This is a genomic window from Nonomuraea sp. CA-218870 (assembly GCF_050936535.1).
Taxonomy (GTDB): Bacteria; Actinomycetota; Actinomycetes; order Streptosporangiales; family Streptosporangiaceae; genus Nonomuraea; species Nonomuraea corallina.
Genome location: NZ_JBNJMN010000001.1, coordinates 1,166,862 through 1,184,168, shown reverse-complemented (window position 1 = coordinate 1,184,168; position 17,307 = coordinate 1,166,862). Strand labels below are relative to the sequence as shown.

Sequence of the window (17,307 nt, the reverse complement as noted above, 5' to 3'; positions counted from 1 at the left end):
CTTCACACAACCGTGGACGCCGCCACTTTCCTGCGCCCCCGCGCGATCACCCAGAGCAGCCAGGCCTGCAGCAGCCCGCTCGCGGGATAGAGCCAGATGACGACCTCCTGAGGGAGCCAGGCGAGGGGAAGGTACATCAGCAGCATGGAGATCGGCGCGGTGACCGCGATCAGCACCAGGCCCTCCAGCCCTTGACTGTCCGCCTGACGGGTGCTGATCGCGACAAAGATCATGGCGGCGATGACGACCAGGGCGTAGCCGCCGGCGAGAGACGCGGCGAAGACGCCTCGGTCGAATCGGGAGACATAGCGGCGACCGGTTCGGAACAATCTCATGGTCCTGAGTCTGCTGCACCCCGATCCGTGACGCCCTGAGTACCCGTACTCAGGCGACCTGAGTACCCCGCCGTCGGCGGGCTCGACAGCGCCCCGGAGGACGTCTATCCATGAGAGGTGCCGACCCCCACCCCGCCGGACGCCTCGGACGGCGGAAGCTGCTGACCGCGGCCTCAGGAACCGGCGGCGACCGATCGCACGGCCGGCGCGTCGTCGCGGCCCTGGCCGTCACCCAGACCATCGGCTACGGCGTGCTCTACTACGCCTTCTCCGTCATCCTCCTGCCCATGCGGCGCGACCTCGGGGCGAGCGGCACCCAGGTCGCCGCCGCGCTCACCCTCGCCGTCCTCACCACCGCGCTGTGCGCTCCCCTGGCAGGGCGCCGGCTGGACGCCCACGGCGGGCGGGCGCTGATGACGGCCGGCTCGGTGCTCGGCACCCTCGCCGTACTGGCCTGGTCCCAGGTGAGCACCCTGCCCCAGCTCTACGCCGTCTTCCTGGCCATCGGAGCCGCCTCGGCCATGGTGCTGTACGAGCCCGCGTTCGCCGTCATCGTCGCCTGGTTCGACGAGCGCGGGCGGGCCGGCGCGCTGCTCGCCGTCACCATCGTGGCCGGGTTCGCCTCCGCCGTCTTCCTGCCCCTGACCGGCCTGCTGGTGCAGACGTACGGGTGGCGCCAGGCCCTGGTCGTCCTGGCCGTCGGCTACGGGGTCCTCGCGATCCCGCTGCACGCCCTGGTGGTGAGGGACCCGGCCCGGCACGCCGTCCGGGCCCGCTCCACGGCCGGTGATCGTACGGATCTGGTCAGGGCGGCGGTGCGGGGCCGGCCGTTCCGGCTGCTGGCCGTGGCCTTCACCGCGCACGGCGGCGCGGTCGCCACGGTGGCCGTGCTGCTCGTCACCTACCTCGTCCACCTCGGCCACCCGCCCGTCTTCGCCGCCGCGGTCGCCGGCCTGCTCGGCGTGCTGTCGGTCACCGGCCGCCTGGTCACCACCGGGCTGCGCCGCCGCTGGGCCGCCGCACCGGTCGCCGCCGCGATCTTCGCCGTCCAGGGCGCCGGCGCGCTCCTGCTGCCGCTGGTCGGCGCCACCGTGGCCGGCGCGATCTGCTGCGTGCTGCTGTTCGGCCTCGGCTTCGGGGTGGCCACCATCACGCTGCCGCACCTGCTCGCCGAGCGGTACGGCACCACCGCCTACGCCACCCTGTCGGGCCGCGTCGCCCTGTTCGCCGTGGCCGACAAGGCGCTCGCGCCGCTGGGCGCGACGGCCCTGGCCCACGCCGCCGGGTACGGCTGGGTGCTGGGAGCCGTAGCCGCTGCCTGCGCAGTCTCAGCCTGCGCCCTGGTCGCCTACCACCGGCTGCCCGGGTGAACCGGTCAAGAGCCGACACATTCCGCCGGAGGGCGGTCGAGCAGGTCCTCGTACACGCCGATCTTGAAGGTGATCAGGTCCAGGCACCGGGCGAGCCGGTCGAGCTGGGTGGTGACGTGCACGCGGTGCTCGCGCAGGAGCGCGAGCCGTTCCTCCTCGTTGCCCGCGCCCTGCCTGACGAGCTCGGTGTACCGGCGGAGCGCGGCCAGGGGCAGACCCGAGGCGCGCAGGATGACGCAGACGGTGAGCCAGTCCACGTCGTCCTCGCTGTAGAAGCGGCGCCCGCCGGGACCGCGTCGCACCGGGTTGACGAAGAGTCCCTCGTGCTCGTAGAAGCGCAGCGCGTGAACGCTCAAGCCGGTGCGCTCTGCGACCTGCCCGATGCTCAGAGTGGTGTTGACCTCGGCCATGCCGTCGAGGTTAGCGGGTTGACCTAGAGCCGACTCTAGATCCTAGAGTGCCGGGTGCGATCGAAGCCCAATCGCCGCTATCTGCCCCTTTGCACCCGTAAGGAAGCTTCACCATGCGCTATCGCACCCTCGGCGGAACCGGCATCGAGGTCAGTGTCCACTGTCTCGGGACGATGATGTTCCAGGCTATCGGCAACCCTGACCACGACGACTGCGCCCGCATCATCCACACCGCCCTGGACCGGGGGATCAATTTCGTCGACACCGCCGACATGTACGGACAGGGTGAGACCGAGGAGATCGTGGGCAAGGCGCTGCGGGGGCGCCGCGACGACGTCGTGCTCGCCACCAAGGGGCATTTCAAGATGGGCGAGGGCCGCAACCGCAGCGGCAACTCACGGCGCTGGATACTCAAGGCGGTCGAGGACAGCCTCAGGCGCCTGGGCACCGACTGGATCGACCTCTACCAGATCCACCGGCCCGACCCCGAGACCGACATCGAAGAGACGCTCTCGGCTCTGACCGACCTCGTCACCCAGGGGAAGATCCGCGCCTTCGGCTGCTCGACGTTCCCCGCCGAGGAGATCGCCGAGGCGCACCACGTCTCCGAGCGGCGCGGCCTCGGCCGCTTCCGCACCGAGCAGCCGCCCTACTCGATCCTCGCGCGCGGGATCGAGTCCTCGGTCCTGCCCGTCTGCCGGCGGTACGGGATGGGAGTGCTGGTCTGGAGCCCGCTCGCCTTCGGGTTCCTCACCGGCAAGTACCGCAAGGACCGGCCCGCAGACCTGTCGACCGGCCGTCCCACGATCCGGCCGGAGCAGTTCGATCCCGAGATCGCCGCGAACGCCGCCAAGCTCGACGCCGTCGAGCGGCTCGTCGAACTCGCGTCCGACCTCGGCTGCACCCTCCCGCAACTGGCCGTGGCCTTCACCGTCGCCCACCCCGCCGTCACCTCGGCGATCATCGGACCGCGGACCGCGCAGCAGTTGGACGACCTCCTCAAGGGAGCCGAGCTCACCCTCGACGACGCGGCCCTCGACCGGATCGACGACATCGTGCCGCCCGGGACCAACCTGTACAACCCGAACGCCCCGCTTCCCCCGCGCTCCCTGACCGACACCGCGCTCCGCCGCCGCCCCCTGGCCGACCGCGCCGCCGCCTGACCCCGGCGTACCGCCCGGCTCAGCTCAGGCGAGGTAGAGCTTCCTGAGCGGCTCGTCGATGGTCCAGACCGTACGATCGCCCGCGACGAGCCGCACGAGGACGCCGGGGCGCAGGTCGATGGACGACCCGTCATCGAAGGCGACCCGGCCTGCTCCCGCCAGGACCAGGAAGACCTCGTCCACCTCGACGTCCTCGGCCACACCCGGCGTGATGTCCCATACCCCGATCTCGACGTCCCGGAAGCCGGTCAGCGGAGTGGTGACCGTCCGCGGTTCCGCCGGGTCGCCGGCACCCGGCACGATGTCGAGCAGGCCGGAGTGGATCAGCCGTGTGCTCGCCGTCCCGCTGTCCTCGCTCATGGGGCAACCCTACGTGGGGCCTTTCCCGAGGCCGGAGCCGGTCCAGGGCGACAGGCGGCCGTGCCCACCCGGTGGTCGGTTGAGCACGGCTGCCGGTACGGAGTCTCAGCGGACGGTGTTCTCAGCGGACGGTGGCGGGTTGGGCTGACAGCAGGGTCTGGACCCAGCCGCTGGTGTCGACGGTGCCCTGGCCGGCGATGTCGGTGCCGTTGCCGTCGTGGGGGTCGGCGTCGAGGTAGCGGTGGACGGATCCTTCGGGGCGGTGGCCGTAGTAGACGCCGCCGCCGGGGGACATCAGGTGGTCGAAGGCCTGCCAGGTGGAGTCCTTGAGCTGGAAGCGGCTGTAGTTCTCGACGCCGTTGATCCGGTAGGAGATGAGCAGGCCGCTGTCGGTGGTGCCCAGGATCCAGTTGGGGCCGGTGGCGGTGAGGGTCTTGAGGGTGAAGCCGCCGCCGATGAGGGCGCCGGTCAGGATGTTGGAGCGGGCGGGTTTGGTGGCGTTGACGGGGTAGCGGCGCAGGACTCCGGCGGCGATGCCGAACAGGTTGGCGCCGTCGAAGGTGAGCAGGTCGTGGGTGAAGCCGGTGCCGAGCAGGATCGGCGGGTTGAACGACAGGCTGGTGTTGTTGGTGATGACGTCGACGCGGTACAGCCGGCCGTCGGGCCCGTCCTCGGTGATGAGGATGGTGTTGAAGTTGAGGGTGGCCATCGCCTTGGGGGTGAAGCCGAGGGTGGCGGTGGAGGTGACCGCGCCGTGGGTGCGCCGCCCGGTCGCGGCGTCGATCGCGGTGTAGGTCAACCGCCCGTCGGGCAGCACCCCGTACACCGAGGCCTGTCCGGTGGGCGCCCCGCAGTTGCGGCTGGTGACGTTACGCCAGGTCTGACCGTTGGAGCCGCCGTAGGTCACCCCGTTGAAGGTCGGCCTGACCCGCTCCGAGCCCGCGTACCCCCAGGAGGCCGAACCGCTGCCGTCGGCGTCGTGGCCGAGCTCGAAATGCAGGTGCGGATGCCCGTTGGAGGTCGGGCCCGTCGCACCGACCTTGCCGATCGTCGTACCCATCTGCACCTTCGCGCCGACCGAGACGGACCGGGACTTCAGATGCAGGTACGTGGTGTAGTAGCCGCCGCCGTGGTTGATCTGGATCACGTTGCCGGCGTTGCTGTGGTAGAAGGACTGGTTCACCGTCCCGGCGGCGGGCGCGACCAGCGTGGCCCCGTCAGTGCCTTGCTGGTCGGGCTCCTTCACCATGTCGAGCGCGGGCGCGTGCGCCCAGGTGTCCAGCCGCCACTGCTGACCGCACAGGAAGGGCAGCTGCAGATTCGGGGCCGCCAGGGCGGGACTCGCCGTGGCGGCCAGGCCGATGGCGGCGATGAACGCGGTGGCGAGGCCGGCTCGTAAGGCCGTGAATCGGGGCATGGCAGTTCCTCCAAGGGATCGACGTGAGTTTCGGTTGACCGTGCTCTCAGCGGACGGTGGCGGGTTGGGCCGACAGCAGGGTCTGGACCCAGCCGCTGGTGTCGACGGTGCCCTGGCCGGCGATGTCGGTGCCGTTGCCGTCGTGGGGGTCGGCGTCGAGGTAGCGGTGGACGGATCCTTCGGGGCGGTGGCCGTAGTAGACGCCGCCGCCGGGGGACATCAGGTGGTCGAAGGCCTGCCAGGTGGAGTCCTTGAGCTGGAAGCGGCTGTAGTTCTCGACGCCGTTGATCCGGTAGGAGATGAGCAGGCCGCTGTCGGTGGTGCCCAGGATCCAGTTGGGGCCGGTGGCGGTGAGGGTCTTGAGGGTGAAGCCGCCGCCGATGAGGGCGCCGGTCAGGATGTTGGAGCGGGCGGGTTTGGTGGCGTTGACGGGGTAGCGGCGCAGGACTCCGGCGGCGATGCCGAACAGGTTGGCGCCGTCGAAGGTGAGCAGGTCGTGGGTGAAGCCGGTGCCGAGCAGGATCGGCGGGTTGAACGACAGGCTGGTGTTGTTGGTGATGACGTCGACGCGGTACAGCCGGCCGTCGGGCCCGTCCTCGGTGATGAGGATGGTGTTGAAGTTGAGGGTGGCCATCGCCTTGGGGGTGAAGCCGAGGGTGGCGGTGGAGGTGACCGCGCCGTGGGTGCGCCGCCCGGTGGCGGCGTCGATCGCGGTGTAGGTCAACCGGCCGTCGGGCAGCACCCCGTACACCGAGGCCTGGCCCTTCGGCCCGCTCACGTACGGCAGGATGGTGTTGACCATGATCTGCGCGTCCCCGGCCTGCACCTGATAGCGGTCCGGATAGGCGGACACCTGGACAGCCTGTGCCACCGCCCCGACCGAGGCGGTCTTCCAGCTGTTGTTCGGGTAGAGCCGGATCATCTTGTCGAGGAAGGCGTTGGTGGCCCACGTCGGGTTGAGGCGCTGGGACGCGCTGCCCCAGGACGCGCGCTGCTGGAACAGCCCCAGGCTGTCGTGGTCGACCTCCTCGCTGATGTTCTGGACGCTCGTCTCGACGATGACCGTGGCCATCGCGATCACGGCGGCTCTGGGGTCGAGCCCGCGGTCGTGGACGGCTTTGATCACCATGCGGGCGCAGGACACGCGGTAGGCGGACATGTAGCCGCGCATCTTGGCCTTGAGCGAGCTGTTGAGCTGGTTGGCCAGGGCGGTGTCGGTCGAGGTGGTGCCGCCGGGGTCGCAGGCGGCGACCTGGTAGGCGGCGGTGACGTCCGACGCCACCGTGGGCTCCGGCTGCGGGTCGGCCGTCGCGGGCTGCGCCACGGCCGCCGATAAGACGAGAGCGGTGACGGCGGTCATGGCCGCGAGGGCGGCGGTCCTGGAGAATCCGAACATGGGTGGTCAGCCCTTCAGACGGCGGATGTGGGGGGGCGCCGGTGCCTTTCCGGTCGCCAAAAAGCTGACACCCACCGCTGTAGATTTCCTGCAATCCGCGTCCAAAGAAGAACCCGAGGCGAAGGCCGCGCCGATCCGCCGGAAGCCTGGAGAACGCCCTGCGCCCGGCACGTCCGGAAGAACGGTTGGAGCGGCTTTACAGCGGTTTTGCAGAAGGGCGGCGGACACTTCCGGCCATGAAGCCTCCCGTGCGAACCGCCGCCGGCTCCTACCGCCGGCTGCGCCCCGCTCTGGCCGTGACCGTCGCCGCCATGGGCGCGGTCATGCTCTCCCCCGCGCCCGCCTCGGCGGTCTCCCGTCCTGCGATCGTCGCCGTGGCGCAGGACCAGCTCGGCAACGCCACGCGCAACCGGGAGTCGCCGCTGGGCAGCGGCTGCAACTACTACACGGGTCTGTTCCGCTCCTGGAAACCCTCAGCGGGCTGCCCGTCCAGCGACGGCGTCCAGTGGCGCGACAGCGACTGGTGCGCCGACTTCGCCAAGTACGTCTGGAAGAACGCCGGCGTGCCGTACGCCGACGTGCCCGAGGGCAGCGGCGGCATCCTCACCGGCTGGGCGTCGTCGTTCAAGGACTACGGCGTCAAGCACGGCACCTGGCGGAGCCGCGCCAGCGGTTACCAGCCGCAGCCCGGCGACGCCGTCGTCTTCGACTGGGACCAGAGCGGCGACATCGACCACGTCGGCATCGTGAGCTCGGCGAACTCCAGCACGGTCTACACGATCGAGGGCAACAGCGACGACCGGATCAGGACCAAGTCCTACGCGCGCTCCAACGCCGACATCGTCGGCTACAGCGCTCCCGTCGGGGCGGCCGCGGCCAGCGGAACCGCCTCGGTGTACGGGGTGCTGCCCGACGGGCGGTTGACCTACACCGCGATCGACGCCGCGACCGGGCGGCGCACCCACGGCGCGGTCACCTCCACCGCCACCCTCGGCTTCACCCCCAAGGCGATGGCCACCCTCAACTTCAACACCATCCTCATCACCGAGGACGGACCCGACGGCCGGCTGTACCGCGTCGACGTCATCACCAACAACACCAGCCTGTCGTTCAACCCGCCCATCCTGCTCGGCACCGGCTTCACCCACGACCTGCTCACCTTCGACGGCGCCAACCTGTTCGGCATCGCCGCCGGAGTCCTGCGCCGCTACCCCGTCAACGCCACCAAACCCGCCCGCTCCAACATCCTGACCGGCGCCCTCATCGGCGGCGGCTTCACCCTCAAAACCCTCACCGCCACCGGCCCCAACTGGATCCTGGGCACCACCGACAGCGGCCTGCTCATCTCCTACCGGATCAACGGCGTCGAGAACTACAGCCGCTTCCAGCTCAAGGACTCCACCTGGCAGGCCTTCGACCACCTGATGTCCCCCGGCGGCGGCGTCTACTACGGCCACCGCCCCGAAGGATCCGTCCACCGCTACCTCGACGCCGACCCCCACGACGGCAACGGCACCGACATCGCCGGCCAGGGCACCGTCGACACCAGCGGCTGGGTCCAGACCCTGCTGTCGGCCCAACCCGCCACCGTCCGCTGAGAACACCGTCCGCTGAGAACACCCGCTAGCGAACCCCCGGGAGCGATTCCCGGGGGTTTCGGGCTTTGGCGGCATTCAACGCAGCTCATCGACTATGGCTTCCAGCGCCGGTAAACCCTAGGGTTAGGCAAGGTCACCGATCCTTCGGGAGAACCAATGGAGTTACGGCTCCTGGGTCCGGTCGAGGTGTGGAACGGGGAGCGGCAGATTCGTCTCGGGGGAGCGAAGCCGCGGGCCCTGCTTGCCGCCTTGCTGCTGGACGCCCACCGGGTGGTCACGATCGAGCGGTTGATGGAGGCGATCTGGCAGGACGAGCCGCCGCCGACGGCGCGCGGAGTCCTGCAGACCTATGTCGCCTCGTTGCGCCGCGCGTTCACGGCCGCGGGCCTGCCGAACGTCATCGGCTCGCACCGCGTCGGCTACCTCGCGGAGATCCCCGCCGACGTCCTGGACAAAGAAATCTTCGAACGACTCGTCGACCAGGGACGTCAGGCGGCCCGCGGCGGCGAGCACGGCGAGGCGGCGGACCTCTTCCGCACCGCCCTGGGCCTGTGGCGGGGCCCGGCCCTGGGCGGCATCGGCGACACCTTCCTGCGCGCCGAGGCGGCCAGGCTGGAGGAGCTGCGGATGACGGTGGTCGAGGAACGGATCACCGCCGACCTGGCGGCGGGCCGGGACGCGGGCCTGATCGACGAGCTCACCGAGCTGGTCACCGCCCACCCGGTCCGCGAGCGGCTGCGCCGCGATCTCATGATCACGCTCTACCGGGCCGGTCGCCAGGCGGACGCACTCGCCGTCTACCAGCAGGGCAGGCAGGTGCTGATCGACGAACTGGGGCTCGAGCCGGGGCCCGAGCTGCGGCAGGCGCACGACTCCATCCTGCGGTCCGATCCCGCGCTGCTGGCCGGCCGATCAGCACGCGAGACGACGGTTCCCGCGCGGCCGGACGAGCCCAAGGCTCCCCCGCCCCGGCAGCTGCCCTCCCCGCCTCCCGACTTCACCGCCCGTACGGCGGAGCTCGCGGAGTTACGCGAGCGTCTCACCGAACCGGGCACCATGCCGGTCTGCGTGGTCTTCGGGCCGGGCGGCGTGGGCAAGTCGGCCCTGGCGCTGCGCGCCGCGCACGAGATCGCCCACCTCTACCCCGACGGCCAGCTGCACATCGAGCTGCGCGGCACCAGCGAGGCGCCGGCCACCCCGCTGGAGGTCCTGGGCCGGGTGCTGCGCGAGCTGGAACCGGGCGCGTCCCCGCCCGGCACGCTGGAAGAATGCGCCGCCCGCTACCGCACGCTGCTGGCCGACCGGCGCAAGCTCGTCGTCCTGGACGACGCGGCCGCCGAACGGCAGGTACGGCCCCTGCTGCCGGGCGCCCCGGGCTGCGGGGTGATCGTCACCTCCCGCAACCGGCTGTCCGGCCTGGCCGGAGCCGCGGTGCTCGACCTGGGCCTGCTGCCGGACCAGGCCGCTCTCGAACTCCTGGAGCAGGTCGCCGGCGCCGAGCGGATCGCGGCCGACCCGGACGCGGCGCTGCGGATCGTCCGGCAGTGCGGCGGCCTGCCGCTGGCCCTGCGCATCTGCGGCGCGCGCCTCGCCTCGCGCCGCCAATGGTCGGTGGCCCGGCTGGCCGACCGGCTCGCCGACGAGCAGCGCCGCCTGGACGAGCTGGCCGTCGGCGACCAGGAGGTGCGGGCCGGCATCGCGCTCAGCTACGACCTGCTGCCGCCCGAGGTCAGGACCGCCCTGCGTCACCTGGGGCTGCTCGGTCTGCCGTACTTCCCGGTGTGGGTGGCGGCCACGGCCATGGAGACCGGCCTGGACGAGGCCGAGGACGTGCTGGACCACCTCGTGGACACCTCGCTGGCGAGCGTGATGGACATCGACGCGACCGGCCGCGCCCGCTACCGGCTGCACGACCTGGTCCGGCTGTTCGCCCGCGAACGCGCGCTCGCGGAGGAACCCGAGCCGGAACGCACGGCCATGGTCAGCCGGGTCCTGGGCGGCTGGCTGTGGCTGGTCGAACGGCTCAGCAAGGCCGTGCCCACCGGCGGCATCCCGATGCGCGCCACCCTCGGGCTGGCGCACCCGGTGGAGGAGGAAGTCGTGCGGATGGCGCTGGCGCACCCGCACGACTGGTTCCGCGGGCAGGAGGAGGCGCTGATCGTCGCGGTGGAGCTGGCGGCGGCGATGGATCTCGACGACATCGCGGTCGAACTGGCCGCCGCGCTGTCCTCGGTGGCCCTCGAGGGCAGCCAGTACGTCTTCGACAACCCCTTCGCGGCCTGGCACCGCACCCACGAGGCGGCCTTGGTGGTGGCGCGGCGGATGGACAACGCCCTCGGCGAGGCGACCCTGCTGGCCGGCCTCGGTCACCTGTACTACGAGCGCGACCACTTCGCCGAGTCCCGCGAATGTCTCAGCCAGGCCCTTTCCCTGTTCCGCTCCGCCCGGGACCACCGGGGCGAGGCCACCACACTGGCCGCCCTCGGCGCCGCCTGCCGCGAGCAGGGCTACCTGCCGGAGTCCCTGCACTTCCTGGGCCGGGCGAGCCGGCTGTGGACCGACCTCGCCGACGACGCGGCGCTCGCCCACGTCAACCGCCTGGCCGGCAGCGTGCACGTGGAGCGCGGCGAATACCCGGCGGCCTGGGCCGACCTGACCGCCGCGCTGTCGCTCTTCCAGAAGGTGGGCAGCCGCCGCGGCGAAGGACTGACCGTGCGCACCATGTCCCTGTACCACCGCGCTCTGGGCCAACTGGACCAGGCGGAGGAGCTGGCCACGCAGGCGCTGGCGATCTTCCGTGACCTGGGCGACCGGCTGATGGAGGCGTACTGCATGCGCACCCTGGCCAAGACCCGGCTCCGGCTGGGCCGCTTCGACGCGGCCCGCCAGGACCTGGACGACGCCCTGGCCGCCATCCGGGCGCTCAACGACCGCTGGGGCGAGGCGTGCACGCTGCGCGTGCTCGGCGAGCTCGACCTGGCGGAAGGGCGCCTCTACCAGGCCAGAAGCCGCCTGACCGAGTCGCTGGCGCTGTGGGAGACCCTGCGTGCCGCGCTGTTCCGCGCGCGGACGCTGCGCGACCTGGCCCACGTGCACGAGGCCCTCGGCGACGACGACGCCGCCAAGGCCACTCTGGCCGAGGCCATGGAGATCTTCCGGCTGCACGAGGCCCGGGAGTACCGCGAGCTCAGCGGTTGGACCACCGTTACAGAGCCTTGAAGCACCCTGCCCGCCCCTGGGCACCGGTGCCCTTCGTGACCGTGACGAATCCGTACATCCAGCCACGGCGGGTGGCCCAGTACGGCGTCAAAGCGCTCCGACCTGCGGGTTTCCATCGCCGGCCGTGGGATAGTTCTCCTGTCATGCTTGCCGCCGTCATGACCGCGCCCGGACAGGTCCACGTCGAGGACCGCCCCGAGCCGCGCATCGTCGAGCCGACCGACGCGATCATCCGCCTGTCGGCCACCTGCGTCTGCGGCTCGGACCTGTGGCCGTACCGGGGCGTGGACAAGCTCGACGAGCCGCGGCCGATGGGCCACGAGTACGTCGGCATCGTCGAAGAGGTCGGGGCGGCGGTCACGACCGTCCGGCCGGGGCAGTTCGTCGTCGGCTCGTTCTTCGCCTCCGACAACACCTGCGAGATCTGCCGATCCGGCTACCAGAGCTCCTGCGTCCACCGGGTGAACATGACCGGCGCCCAGGCTCCGTACCTGCGCGTCCCCCTCGCCGACGGCACGCTCGTCGCCACGCCGGACCTCCCGCCTGACGACCTGATCCCCGGCTTCCTCGCCGCCTCCGACGTGCTGGGAACGGGCTGGTTCGCCGCCGTCGCCGCCGAGGCCGGACCGGGCAAGACCGTCGCGGTCATCGGCGACGGCGCCGTCGGCCTGCTCGCCGTGCTGGCCGCCCGCCGGCTCGGCGCCGAACACGTCATCATGATGAGCCGCCACGAGCCGCGCCAGGAACTCGCCCTCACCTACGGGGCCACCGACATCGTCACCGAGCGAGGCGACGAGGGCGCGGCCCGGATCAAGGAGCTGACGAACGGGCTCGGCGCCCACAGCGTCATCGAGGCCGTCGGCACCCAGCAGTCGATGATGCAGGCCATCGGCTCCACCCGCCCCGGCGGGCACATCGGCTACGTCGGCGTCGCGTACGACGTCCAACTGCCCGGCCTGCCGCTCTTCTTCTCCCACGTCCACCTGCACGGCGGCCCCGCGCCGGTACGCCGCTTCCTGCCCGAGCTCGTCCAGCTCATCTGGGACCGGCAGATCGATCCCAGCGCGGTCTTCGACCTGCGGCTCCCCCTCACCGAGGCCGCCGAGGCCTACCGGGCGATGGACGAACGCCGCGCCATCAAGGCCCTCCTTATCCCCTGAGCTCCTCGAACCCTGCGCCCACAGACTACGGAGCAGCCCGTGCCTGACGACGTCATCGGTAACGAGGCTCCGTACCTGCGTCTTCAAGCCGACTACGTCGGTCGCGTAGGGGTCGAGGTCGGGATCTTCGTCGCCGTCGACCACCTGCGACGCAAGAACGTGCTGACACCGGAGGAAGAAGAGCTCTACTTCGACATCGAGGACTGGTTCCTCGCACACCTGCCCCAGCCGCCCTTCTATGCCGACGGGAACTCCATCGGCGCGGTCACGTGGTTCAAGCGCGCCACCACGGGCGCGATGCTCGCCCGCCTGGAACCGTTGCGCGACCTCCTGACGGTGCACGGCGTACGATACGACCTCGTACGCGCCGACGACCCCGGGAAGCTGATCTACGAGGACGAGTACCAGGTCGGCGTGATCCCCAGGATCAGAAGGCCCGTAGCCCTCCTGCCGCCTGGTGTCGCGCTCGGACCGACCACCTCGGGTTCCAAGCGCCACCTCGCCCGCCGGGCACCGGGAACCGGCTGACCCGCCAGCCCTGCGCTCGGCTGGGGCGTCCACATCGACCGCGTGGAGATCAGGGATGTCCATCTACCCGAGGGCATGGGCGGCTGCGCTGGGGCACGGAGGTCCTCATCGTTCCCGGCTGTCAGGACCTGAGGTTGCGGTGGAGGAAGTCGGCGGTTGCCTGGGCGGCTCGGGTCACGTGCGGTTCCACGTCGTAGAGGTCGATGTGCTGGTCGGCGTCCAGCCAGAGGATCTCCTTGTCGCCGGGCTTACGTTCGTAGAGCTCCCGAGCCATCGTCGGAGAGCAGTAGGCGTCGGTCTTCCCGTGGACGATCAGTAGCGGGGTGGCGGCCAGGAGGTCCGCTGCGCCGAAGGCGTCCAAGGTCATCAGGGAGTGGAGCGATCCTCTGGTGACCTCGTTGCGCCAGTACGGGGAGGTGGACCGGGCGGTGCCGTAGTAGGCGTACGGCTCATCGCCTGTCATCGCGGCCTCACCGCCGTCGGACGCCACGGCGGGTACGTACTCGTCGTACCGGTCCAGGAAGCCGCCGAGTGCGGACCGGTAGGCGTCGATGCCCATGCTCTGGGCCATCCGAGCTGGGCTGTTGTAGGCGCCCGCGATTCCCGCCACCGCCTTCACTCGGGCATCCGTGGCGGCGGCCCGTACCGCATAGCCGCCGCCGAGACAGACGCCGACCACTCCGATCCGGGCCCGATTCACCTCCGGCCGGCCGGCCAGCACGCCGACCGCGGCCCTCAGGTCGGCCAGTTTTCCCTGGCTGTCCTCATGTTGGCGGCGTCCGCCGCTTTCCCCGAAGCCTCGGTGGTCGAAGGCGAGCGTGACGAATCCAGCCTGAGCGAGCAGCTCGGCGTAGGTACCGAGGACCTGCTCTTTCACCCCGGTGAAGGGGCCGGTGAGCGCGATGGCGGGCTGCGGGCCGTCCGCGTCCGGAAGCCGGAGCTCGCCCACCAGCTCGACGCCTTCGCTGTCGAAGGAGATTCGCTCGGCTTTGACAGTGGTCATGAGCCCTCCCTTGCGTCGATGGGCGATGAGGCCGCGAGCTCGGCGGCAACAGCGTCCGCGCCCAGGCCGACCAGCCAGCTCAGGGGCGCTCCGGGCAGAAAACGGGTCAGGGTCTGCGTCAGCTCCGCCTTCTGCGCCTCGCTCAGACTCGGCGCACCGGCCGCCAACCGTCCCACTGCCTGTCGGTACATGAGCAGGTACTGCCGCTGCCGGATCAGCAGGCCGGTGTCGCCGGGCGCGCCGTGGCCCGGATAGAGCGGCACCCCGGCCAACTCGTCCACCAGCCGATCGAGCACACCCAGCCACGCACCCGAATGCCCATCCGCCGTATAGGAGTGGACGCCGTTGAAGGCCAGGTCACCGATGAAGGCATGCCGCTTCTCGTCAGCCTCGACGAGGAGGTAGGAGTCGGCGTGACTTTCGCCGGCTCCGAGGTCGTGGACGTGGATCCGCAGCCCTGCGACGTCCAGGGTGCCGCCACCGTCCAGCGGCCGGTCCGGCACCCGGAACCGGTCCGGCCATTCCTCGCCGTAGGTGGGCTGCCACTGCTCCCGCTTGACGACCGCGGTCTCCTCGATCGTCTTGGCGACCAGCGCTGTCGCATAGACCGGCACGTCGTCGCCCACCACGTACGGCAGCCCGTTGAAGTGATCCGGATGGGCATGCGTCACGAACGCCGCCACCAGGGGCCTACGTAACGCCGCGAGCCGCGCGGCCAGCGCCCGCGCGTCGGACACCAGCAGTCCGGCATCGACAAGCACCACGCCGTCCACCGTCTCCAGCAGGTAACTGTTGACGAAGATCCCGGGCTCTGCCGCCGTGTACGTGTGGACCTTAAACTCTGTCATGGCCGAGACACTAGGCGCCCTGATCTTGAGCGGGCCAGAAGGCACTTCGAGGTGCCCCTCCACACGGGAGCTCCCATGGCACTGGTGATACCCGACGTCCTGGAAGAAAGCTGCGCGACCCGGCAGGCGCTGGAGCGGCTCGCCGCCAAGTGGCGGGTCCTCCTGATCTACGCGCTGCTCGCCGGACCGCAGCGGCACGCCGAGCTGCGCCGCAGGCTACCTGGTATCACCCAAAAGGTACTGACCGAGACCCTGCGGAGCATGGAACGTGACGGGCTGGTCGAACGACGGGTGCTCAAGGACACCGCCCCACAGCATGTCGAGTACGCCCTGACCATACTGGGCCAAACCCTGCGGGAGCCGCTGTCGGCCATCTGCGCCTGGGCACTGGAGCACCCTTAGCAGTTCCCGCAACAGCGACGTCCGCTCATCGGCAGAAGAGATACCTCGTCGTCAAAGAGGTCAGCATAGGCGGCGTCAGCTGCCAGCGGCTTTCAGCGGGCTGGCGGTTCGGATGCTGAGTGCTCTACGACCTGCACTTCTGATCGGCCGCGGAACCGACAGTCTGCAGTTCATCCCGCGCATATCCCAGATCTTGAGTCTCGTCCCTGTCCTGGTGCCCCAAGGACGTTCGTGACCGTCCGAAAGTAGCGAGGCGTTTTGAAATCGGGGCATAAGGTGTCTCCGTGAATGTGATCGAGTTCCGCGTCGAAGGGCCGGTCGCCCCCGGCGTCTATCCGCACATGGACATCCTGATCGACGGCATCGAACTCGCACGCGTTGTCGAACTACCGCTGGCCTCCAGCCCAAGCATCGCGGAGGCCTATACGGGACTCGATCTACTGGCCAAACACACATTTCCTCGGAGCACCTCATCTCCAGTGGTTTCCCGAAGGAGAGACGGTGCTGCTGGGCTGCGCATGTGGCGAGGGGGAATGCCGGCCGTTGACCGCCCAGGTCGAGGTAACCGAGCAGACCGTCACTTGGTCCGGGTTCCGTAACGGCCACCGTCCCAACTGAGATCTCGGGGCGCTTGGTCCTTTTGTCTTCGACAGGCAGCAGTACAAGGCGGCTCTCCGCAAAACCGCCGCCTCCTCGACCACGGATCGTCGATCGCCCCAGCAATCTACGGCGGTCGGCCACACAGTGGCGATCGCAGGACTGCATCTGTGCGGCGGCGTGGCAACCCCAGTCGGCGCGTTCGTCAAGTGCGGCCTGGCGTTCAGGCTAAACGCCGGGCCTCGAAAGACCTTCGGGTGGAAGACCCAGCCGAACGAATCAAGATCTACGAATGTAGTACACGAACCCACCGAGGCATGCGAACTGGAAGACCACCAGAATCACACCCAGCCACACAGCAGAGACGAACAGACTAAAGCTGGCATTGGCGATAAGGGCCAGCGACATCAGACAGCAGCCCTTGGCGTACAGTCGTCCGCGCTTGACTCCACTCGGGCTACGCGCCCAACGCGCTAGCACTCGGGTGCTCAGCGCCAGCAGGCTGAAGAGGCCAAGTAAGAATCCGCCGCCGAGCATCACCCAATCCAGCACACGCATCCATGCATCCACGCCCATGGCCCACCTCCCATAGTCAACTGACCGCGAGATGCGAGCAGTCCGCCTAGCTGATTTTGCCGAGATGCCATTATGTGAATCAAGGCGGCGGCGCAGCCGCCGCACCCGCGCGGCCATCCCCGCGCGGGGATCGGGTCAGCGGATCACTTCTTGCCCCACGAAGCCAGCGCTCGAACGACCACAGGAACGTCCTTCGAGTCGGCTCGTTTCAGCGCGAGCATTCCGAGAATGAGCTGAACCACCTTCGCGGCGACAAGAGGGCTCGCGGTGGCTACCAGAGGAACCCACCAGTACTCAGCTATTTGACCCAGCAATCCGGGCAGCATGAACTACACCTTTCGAGAGGCGTCGTTCCCCGAGATCAAGTTGATTTTCCCGCCCGCCACGTCCAGGCAGAGCCCAGCCGCAACCCCCTCGAAGCCTGCTCAGACGATGATCATGTGGCCTCGGCTGGACCTGTCAGAGATTTGAACATGTGCACGTCCTCGCGCCCGCCGGGGATTCCGAACGCCCGGCCGGTCTCTTCGTAGCCGTGCCGTTGATAGAAGCCGGGGCGCGCGAGAATCAGTTGTCACGTCGGCGGAGTATGCCCGAGACATCCAGTTGGGCGATATCCGATCTCACGCTGCCAGTCCGTCAGTGACCGGTGCCGACCGCAGCCGGCCTCGCCGACCTGCTGGCGTGTCTCCTGAGTGCAGAGATGCCGCCCCCGAGCCGGTGGCCATGTCCTGGGATTCACCAGGCACCAGCATCACACACGCGGGGGTGCCAGCTCCGGACGTGGCCGAACGAGCCGGCCACAGCGTCGATGTCCTCCTGAGGGTCTATGCCAAGTGCATTGACGGCCAACGGGAGATCGCGAACAAGCGGATCCGTGAAGCCCTCGCCGCATGACCCACAGCTCAACCCCGCCCAGAGCCCCGGC

16 protein-coding genes are annotated in these 17,307 nt (G+C 69.8%); 7 read left to right on the top strand and 9 right to left on the bottom strand.

What is annotated here, in order from left to right; translation table 11 throughout:
• Window positions 1-2: 2 nt before the first annotated feature.
• Entirely contained in the window at window positions 3-335 is a 333-nt protein-coding gene (locus ACQEUU_RS05970) for an SCO4225 family membrane protein (protein ID WP_433061381.1), read from the bottom strand.
• A gap of 110 nt (window positions 336-445) precedes the next feature.
• On the opposite strand from ACQEUU_RS05970, the gene ACQEUU_RS05965 reads away from it, so the two are divergent.
• Window positions 446-1,705: an MFS transporter gene (locus tag ACQEUU_RS05965; protein ID WP_433061378.1), complete on the top strand. Its 1,260-nt coding sequence runs from the start codon at window positions 446-448 to the stop codon at window positions 1,703-1,705.
• Window positions 1,706-1,710: 5 nt separating this feature from the next.
• Here the strand turns inward: ACQEUU_RS05965 and ACQEUU_RS05960 are convergent, their stop codons facing one another.
• Entirely contained in the window at window positions 1,711-2,115 is a 405-nt protein-coding gene (locus ACQEUU_RS05960; protein ID WP_433061375.1) for a MerR family transcriptional regulator, read from the bottom strand.
• A gap of 113 nt (window positions 2,116-2,228) precedes the next feature.
• Here ACQEUU_RS05960 and ACQEUU_RS05955 point away from each other — a divergent pair, with 113 nt between their 5' ends.
• Window positions 2,229-3,278, top strand: coding sequence for an aldo/keto reductase (locus ACQEUU_RS05955; RefSeq protein ID WP_433061373.1), 1,050 nt, complete (start codon window positions 2,229-2,231; stop codon window positions 3,276-3,278).
• A 24-nt stretch (window positions 3,279-3,302) separates the two neighbouring features.
• On the opposite strand, the gene ACQEUU_RS05950 is transcribed toward ACQEUU_RS05955, so the two are convergent.
• The 3 genes from ACQEUU_RS05950 to ACQEUU_RS05940 all read right to left on the bottom strand — a co-directional run bounded on the left by ACQEUU_RS05950 (window position 3,303) and on the right by ACQEUU_RS05940 (window position 6,451).
• Window positions 3,303-3,638: a cupin domain-containing protein gene (locus tag ACQEUU_RS05950; protein WP_433061370.1), complete on the bottom strand. Its 336-nt coding sequence runs from the start codon at window positions 3,636-3,638 to the stop codon at window positions 3,303-3,305.
• A gap of 121 nt (window positions 3,639-3,759) precedes the next feature.
• Window positions 3,760-5,055, bottom strand: a complete 1,296-nt coding sequence (locus ACQEUU_RS05945) for a M23 family metallopeptidase (RefSeq protein ID WP_433061368.1) — start codon at window positions 5,053-5,055, stop codon at window positions 3,760-3,762.
• Between the two features lie 46 nt (window positions 5,056-5,101).
• Entirely contained in the window at window positions 5,102-6,451 is a 1,350-nt protein-coding gene (locus ACQEUU_RS05940) for a hypothetical protein (RefSeq protein ID WP_433061365.1), read from the bottom strand.
• A gap of 236 nt (window positions 6,452-6,687) precedes the next feature.
• Between ACQEUU_RS05940 and ACQEUU_RS05935 the strand changes: the two genes are divergently transcribed.
• From ACQEUU_RS05935 to ACQEUU_RS05920, 4 genes are all read left to right on the top strand, one after another.
• Complete coding sequence (locus tag ACQEUU_RS05935) at window positions 6,688-8,049, top strand: CHAP domain-containing protein (RefSeq protein ID WP_433061362.1); 1,362 nt, start codon at window positions 6,688-6,690, stop codon at window positions 8,047-8,049.
• Between the two features lie 156 nt (window positions 8,050-8,205).
• Window positions 8,206-11,268, top strand: a complete 3,063-nt coding sequence (locus ACQEUU_RS05930) for a BTAD domain-containing putative transcriptional regulator (RefSeq protein WP_433061359.1) — start codon at window positions 8,206-8,208, stop codon at window positions 11,266-11,268.
• Window positions 11,269-11,411: 143 nt separating this feature from the next.
• Window positions 11,412-12,428, top strand: coding sequence for a zinc-dependent alcohol dehydrogenase family protein (locus ACQEUU_RS05925; RefSeq protein ID WP_433061356.1), 1,017 nt, complete (start codon window positions 11,412-11,414; stop codon window positions 12,426-12,428).
• Between the two features lie 39 nt (window positions 12,429-12,467).
• On the top strand, window positions 12,468-12,956 hold the full coding sequence (locus ACQEUU_RS05920; protein WP_433061353.1) for a hypothetical protein: 489 nt from the start codon (window positions 12,468-12,470) through the stop codon (window positions 12,954-12,956).
• A gap of 121 nt (window positions 12,957-13,077) precedes the next feature.
• Here ACQEUU_RS05920 and ACQEUU_RS05915 read toward each other — a convergent pair whose 3' ends face one another.
• Window positions 13,078-13,959, bottom strand: coding sequence for an alpha/beta hydrolase (locus tag ACQEUU_RS05915; protein WP_433061351.1), 882 nt, complete (start codon window positions 13,957-13,959; stop codon window positions 13,078-13,080).
• Complete coding sequence (locus ACQEUU_RS05910) at window positions 13,956-14,807, bottom strand: MBL fold metallo-hydrolase (protein ID WP_433061348.1); 852 nt, start codon at window positions 14,805-14,807, stop codon at window positions 13,956-13,958. Before ACQEUU_RS05910 ends, ACQEUU_RS05915 begins: the two co-directional genes overlap by 4 nt.
• A 75-nt stretch (window positions 14,808-14,882) precedes the next feature.
• On the opposite strand from ACQEUU_RS05910, the gene ACQEUU_RS05905 reads away from it, so the two are divergent.
• The gene (locus ACQEUU_RS05905) at window positions 14,883-15,209 is read left to right on the top strand and encodes a winged helix-turn-helix transcriptional regulator (protein WP_433061345.1); all 327 of its coding nucleotides are present in this window, start codon (window positions 14,883-14,885) and stop codon (window positions 15,207-15,209) included.
• An 876-nt stretch (window positions 15,210-16,085) separates the two neighbouring features.
• Here the strand turns inward: ACQEUU_RS05905 and ACQEUU_RS05900 are convergent.
• Window positions 16,086-16,382 (bottom strand): hypothetical protein, encoded by a 297-nt coding sequence (locus ACQEUU_RS05900; protein ID WP_433061343.1) that lies wholly within the window; start codon window positions 16,380-16,382, stop codon window positions 16,086-16,088.
• Between the two features lie 143 nt (window positions 16,383-16,525).
• The gene (locus tag ACQEUU_RS05895; RefSeq protein ID WP_433061340.1) at window positions 16,526-16,708 is read right to left on the bottom strand and encodes a hypothetical protein; all 183 of its coding nucleotides are present in this window, start codon (window positions 16,706-16,708) and stop codon (window positions 16,526-16,528) included.
• Window positions 16,709-17,307: the final 599 nt, after the last annotated feature.

What these genes read in the sequence shown, in the direction of transcription:
- ACQEUU_RS05935 (WP_433061362.1), top strand. Translation starts at nt 6,688, where the DNA reads ATGAAGCCTCCCGTGCGAACCGCCGCCGGCTCCTACCGCCGGCTGCGC.
- ACQEUU_RS05955 (WP_433061373.1), top strand. Translation starts at nt 2,229, where the DNA reads ATGCGCTATCGCACCCTCGGCGGAACCGGCATCGAGGTCAGTGTCCAC.
- ACQEUU_RS05905 (WP_433061345.1), top strand. Translation starts at nt 14,883, where the DNA reads ATGGCACTGGTGATACCCGACGTCCTGGAAGAAAGCTGCGCGACCCGG.
- ACQEUU_RS05940 (WP_433061365.1), bottom strand. Translation starts at nt 6,451, where the DNA reads ATGTTCGGATTCTCCAGGACCGCCGCCCTCGCGGCCATGACCGCCGTC.
- ACQEUU_RS05950 (WP_433061370.1), bottom strand. Translation starts at nt 3,638, where the DNA reads ATGAGCGAGGACAGCGGGACGGCGAGCACACGGCTGATCCACTCCGGC.
- ACQEUU_RS05925 (WP_433061356.1), top strand. Translation starts at nt 11,412, where the DNA reads ATGCTTGCCGCCGTCATGACCGCGCCCGGACAGGTCCACGTCGAGGAC.
- ACQEUU_RS05945 (WP_433061368.1), bottom strand. Translation starts at nt 5,055, where the DNA reads ATGCCCCGATTCACGGCCTTACGAGCCGGCCTCGCCACCGCGTTCATC.
- ACQEUU_RS05900 (WP_433061343.1), bottom strand. Translation starts at nt 16,382, where the DNA reads ATGGGCGTGGATGCATGGATGCGTGTGCTGGATTGGGTGATGCTCGGC.
- ACQEUU_RS05910 (WP_433061348.1), bottom strand. Translation starts at nt 14,807, where the DNA reads ATGACAGAGTTTAAGGTCCACACGTACACGGCGGCAGAGCCCGGGATC.
- ACQEUU_RS05970 (WP_433061381.1), bottom strand. Translation starts at nt 335, where the DNA reads ATGAGATTGTTCCGAACCGGTCGCCGCTATGTCTCCCGATTCGACCGA.
- ACQEUU_RS05965 (WP_433061378.1), top strand. Translation starts at nt 446, where the DNA reads ATGAGAGGTGCCGACCCCCACCCCGCCGGACGCCTCGGACGGCGGAAG.
- ACQEUU_RS05895 (WP_433061340.1), bottom strand. Translation starts at nt 16,708, where the DNA reads ATGCTGCCCGGATTGCTGGGTCAAATAGCTGAGTACTGGTGGGTTCCT.
- ACQEUU_RS05960 (WP_433061375.1), bottom strand. Translation starts at nt 2,115, where the DNA reads ATGGCCGAGGTCAACACCACTCTGAGCATCGGGCAGGTCGCAGAGCGC.
- ACQEUU_RS05930 (WP_433061359.1), top strand. Translation starts at nt 8,206, where the DNA reads ATGGAGTTACGGCTCCTGGGTCCGGTCGAGGTGTGGAACGGGGAGCGG.
- ACQEUU_RS05915 (WP_433061351.1), bottom strand. Translation starts at nt 13,959, where the DNA reads ATGACCACTGTCAAAGCCGAGCGAATCTCCTTCGACAGCGAAGGCGTC.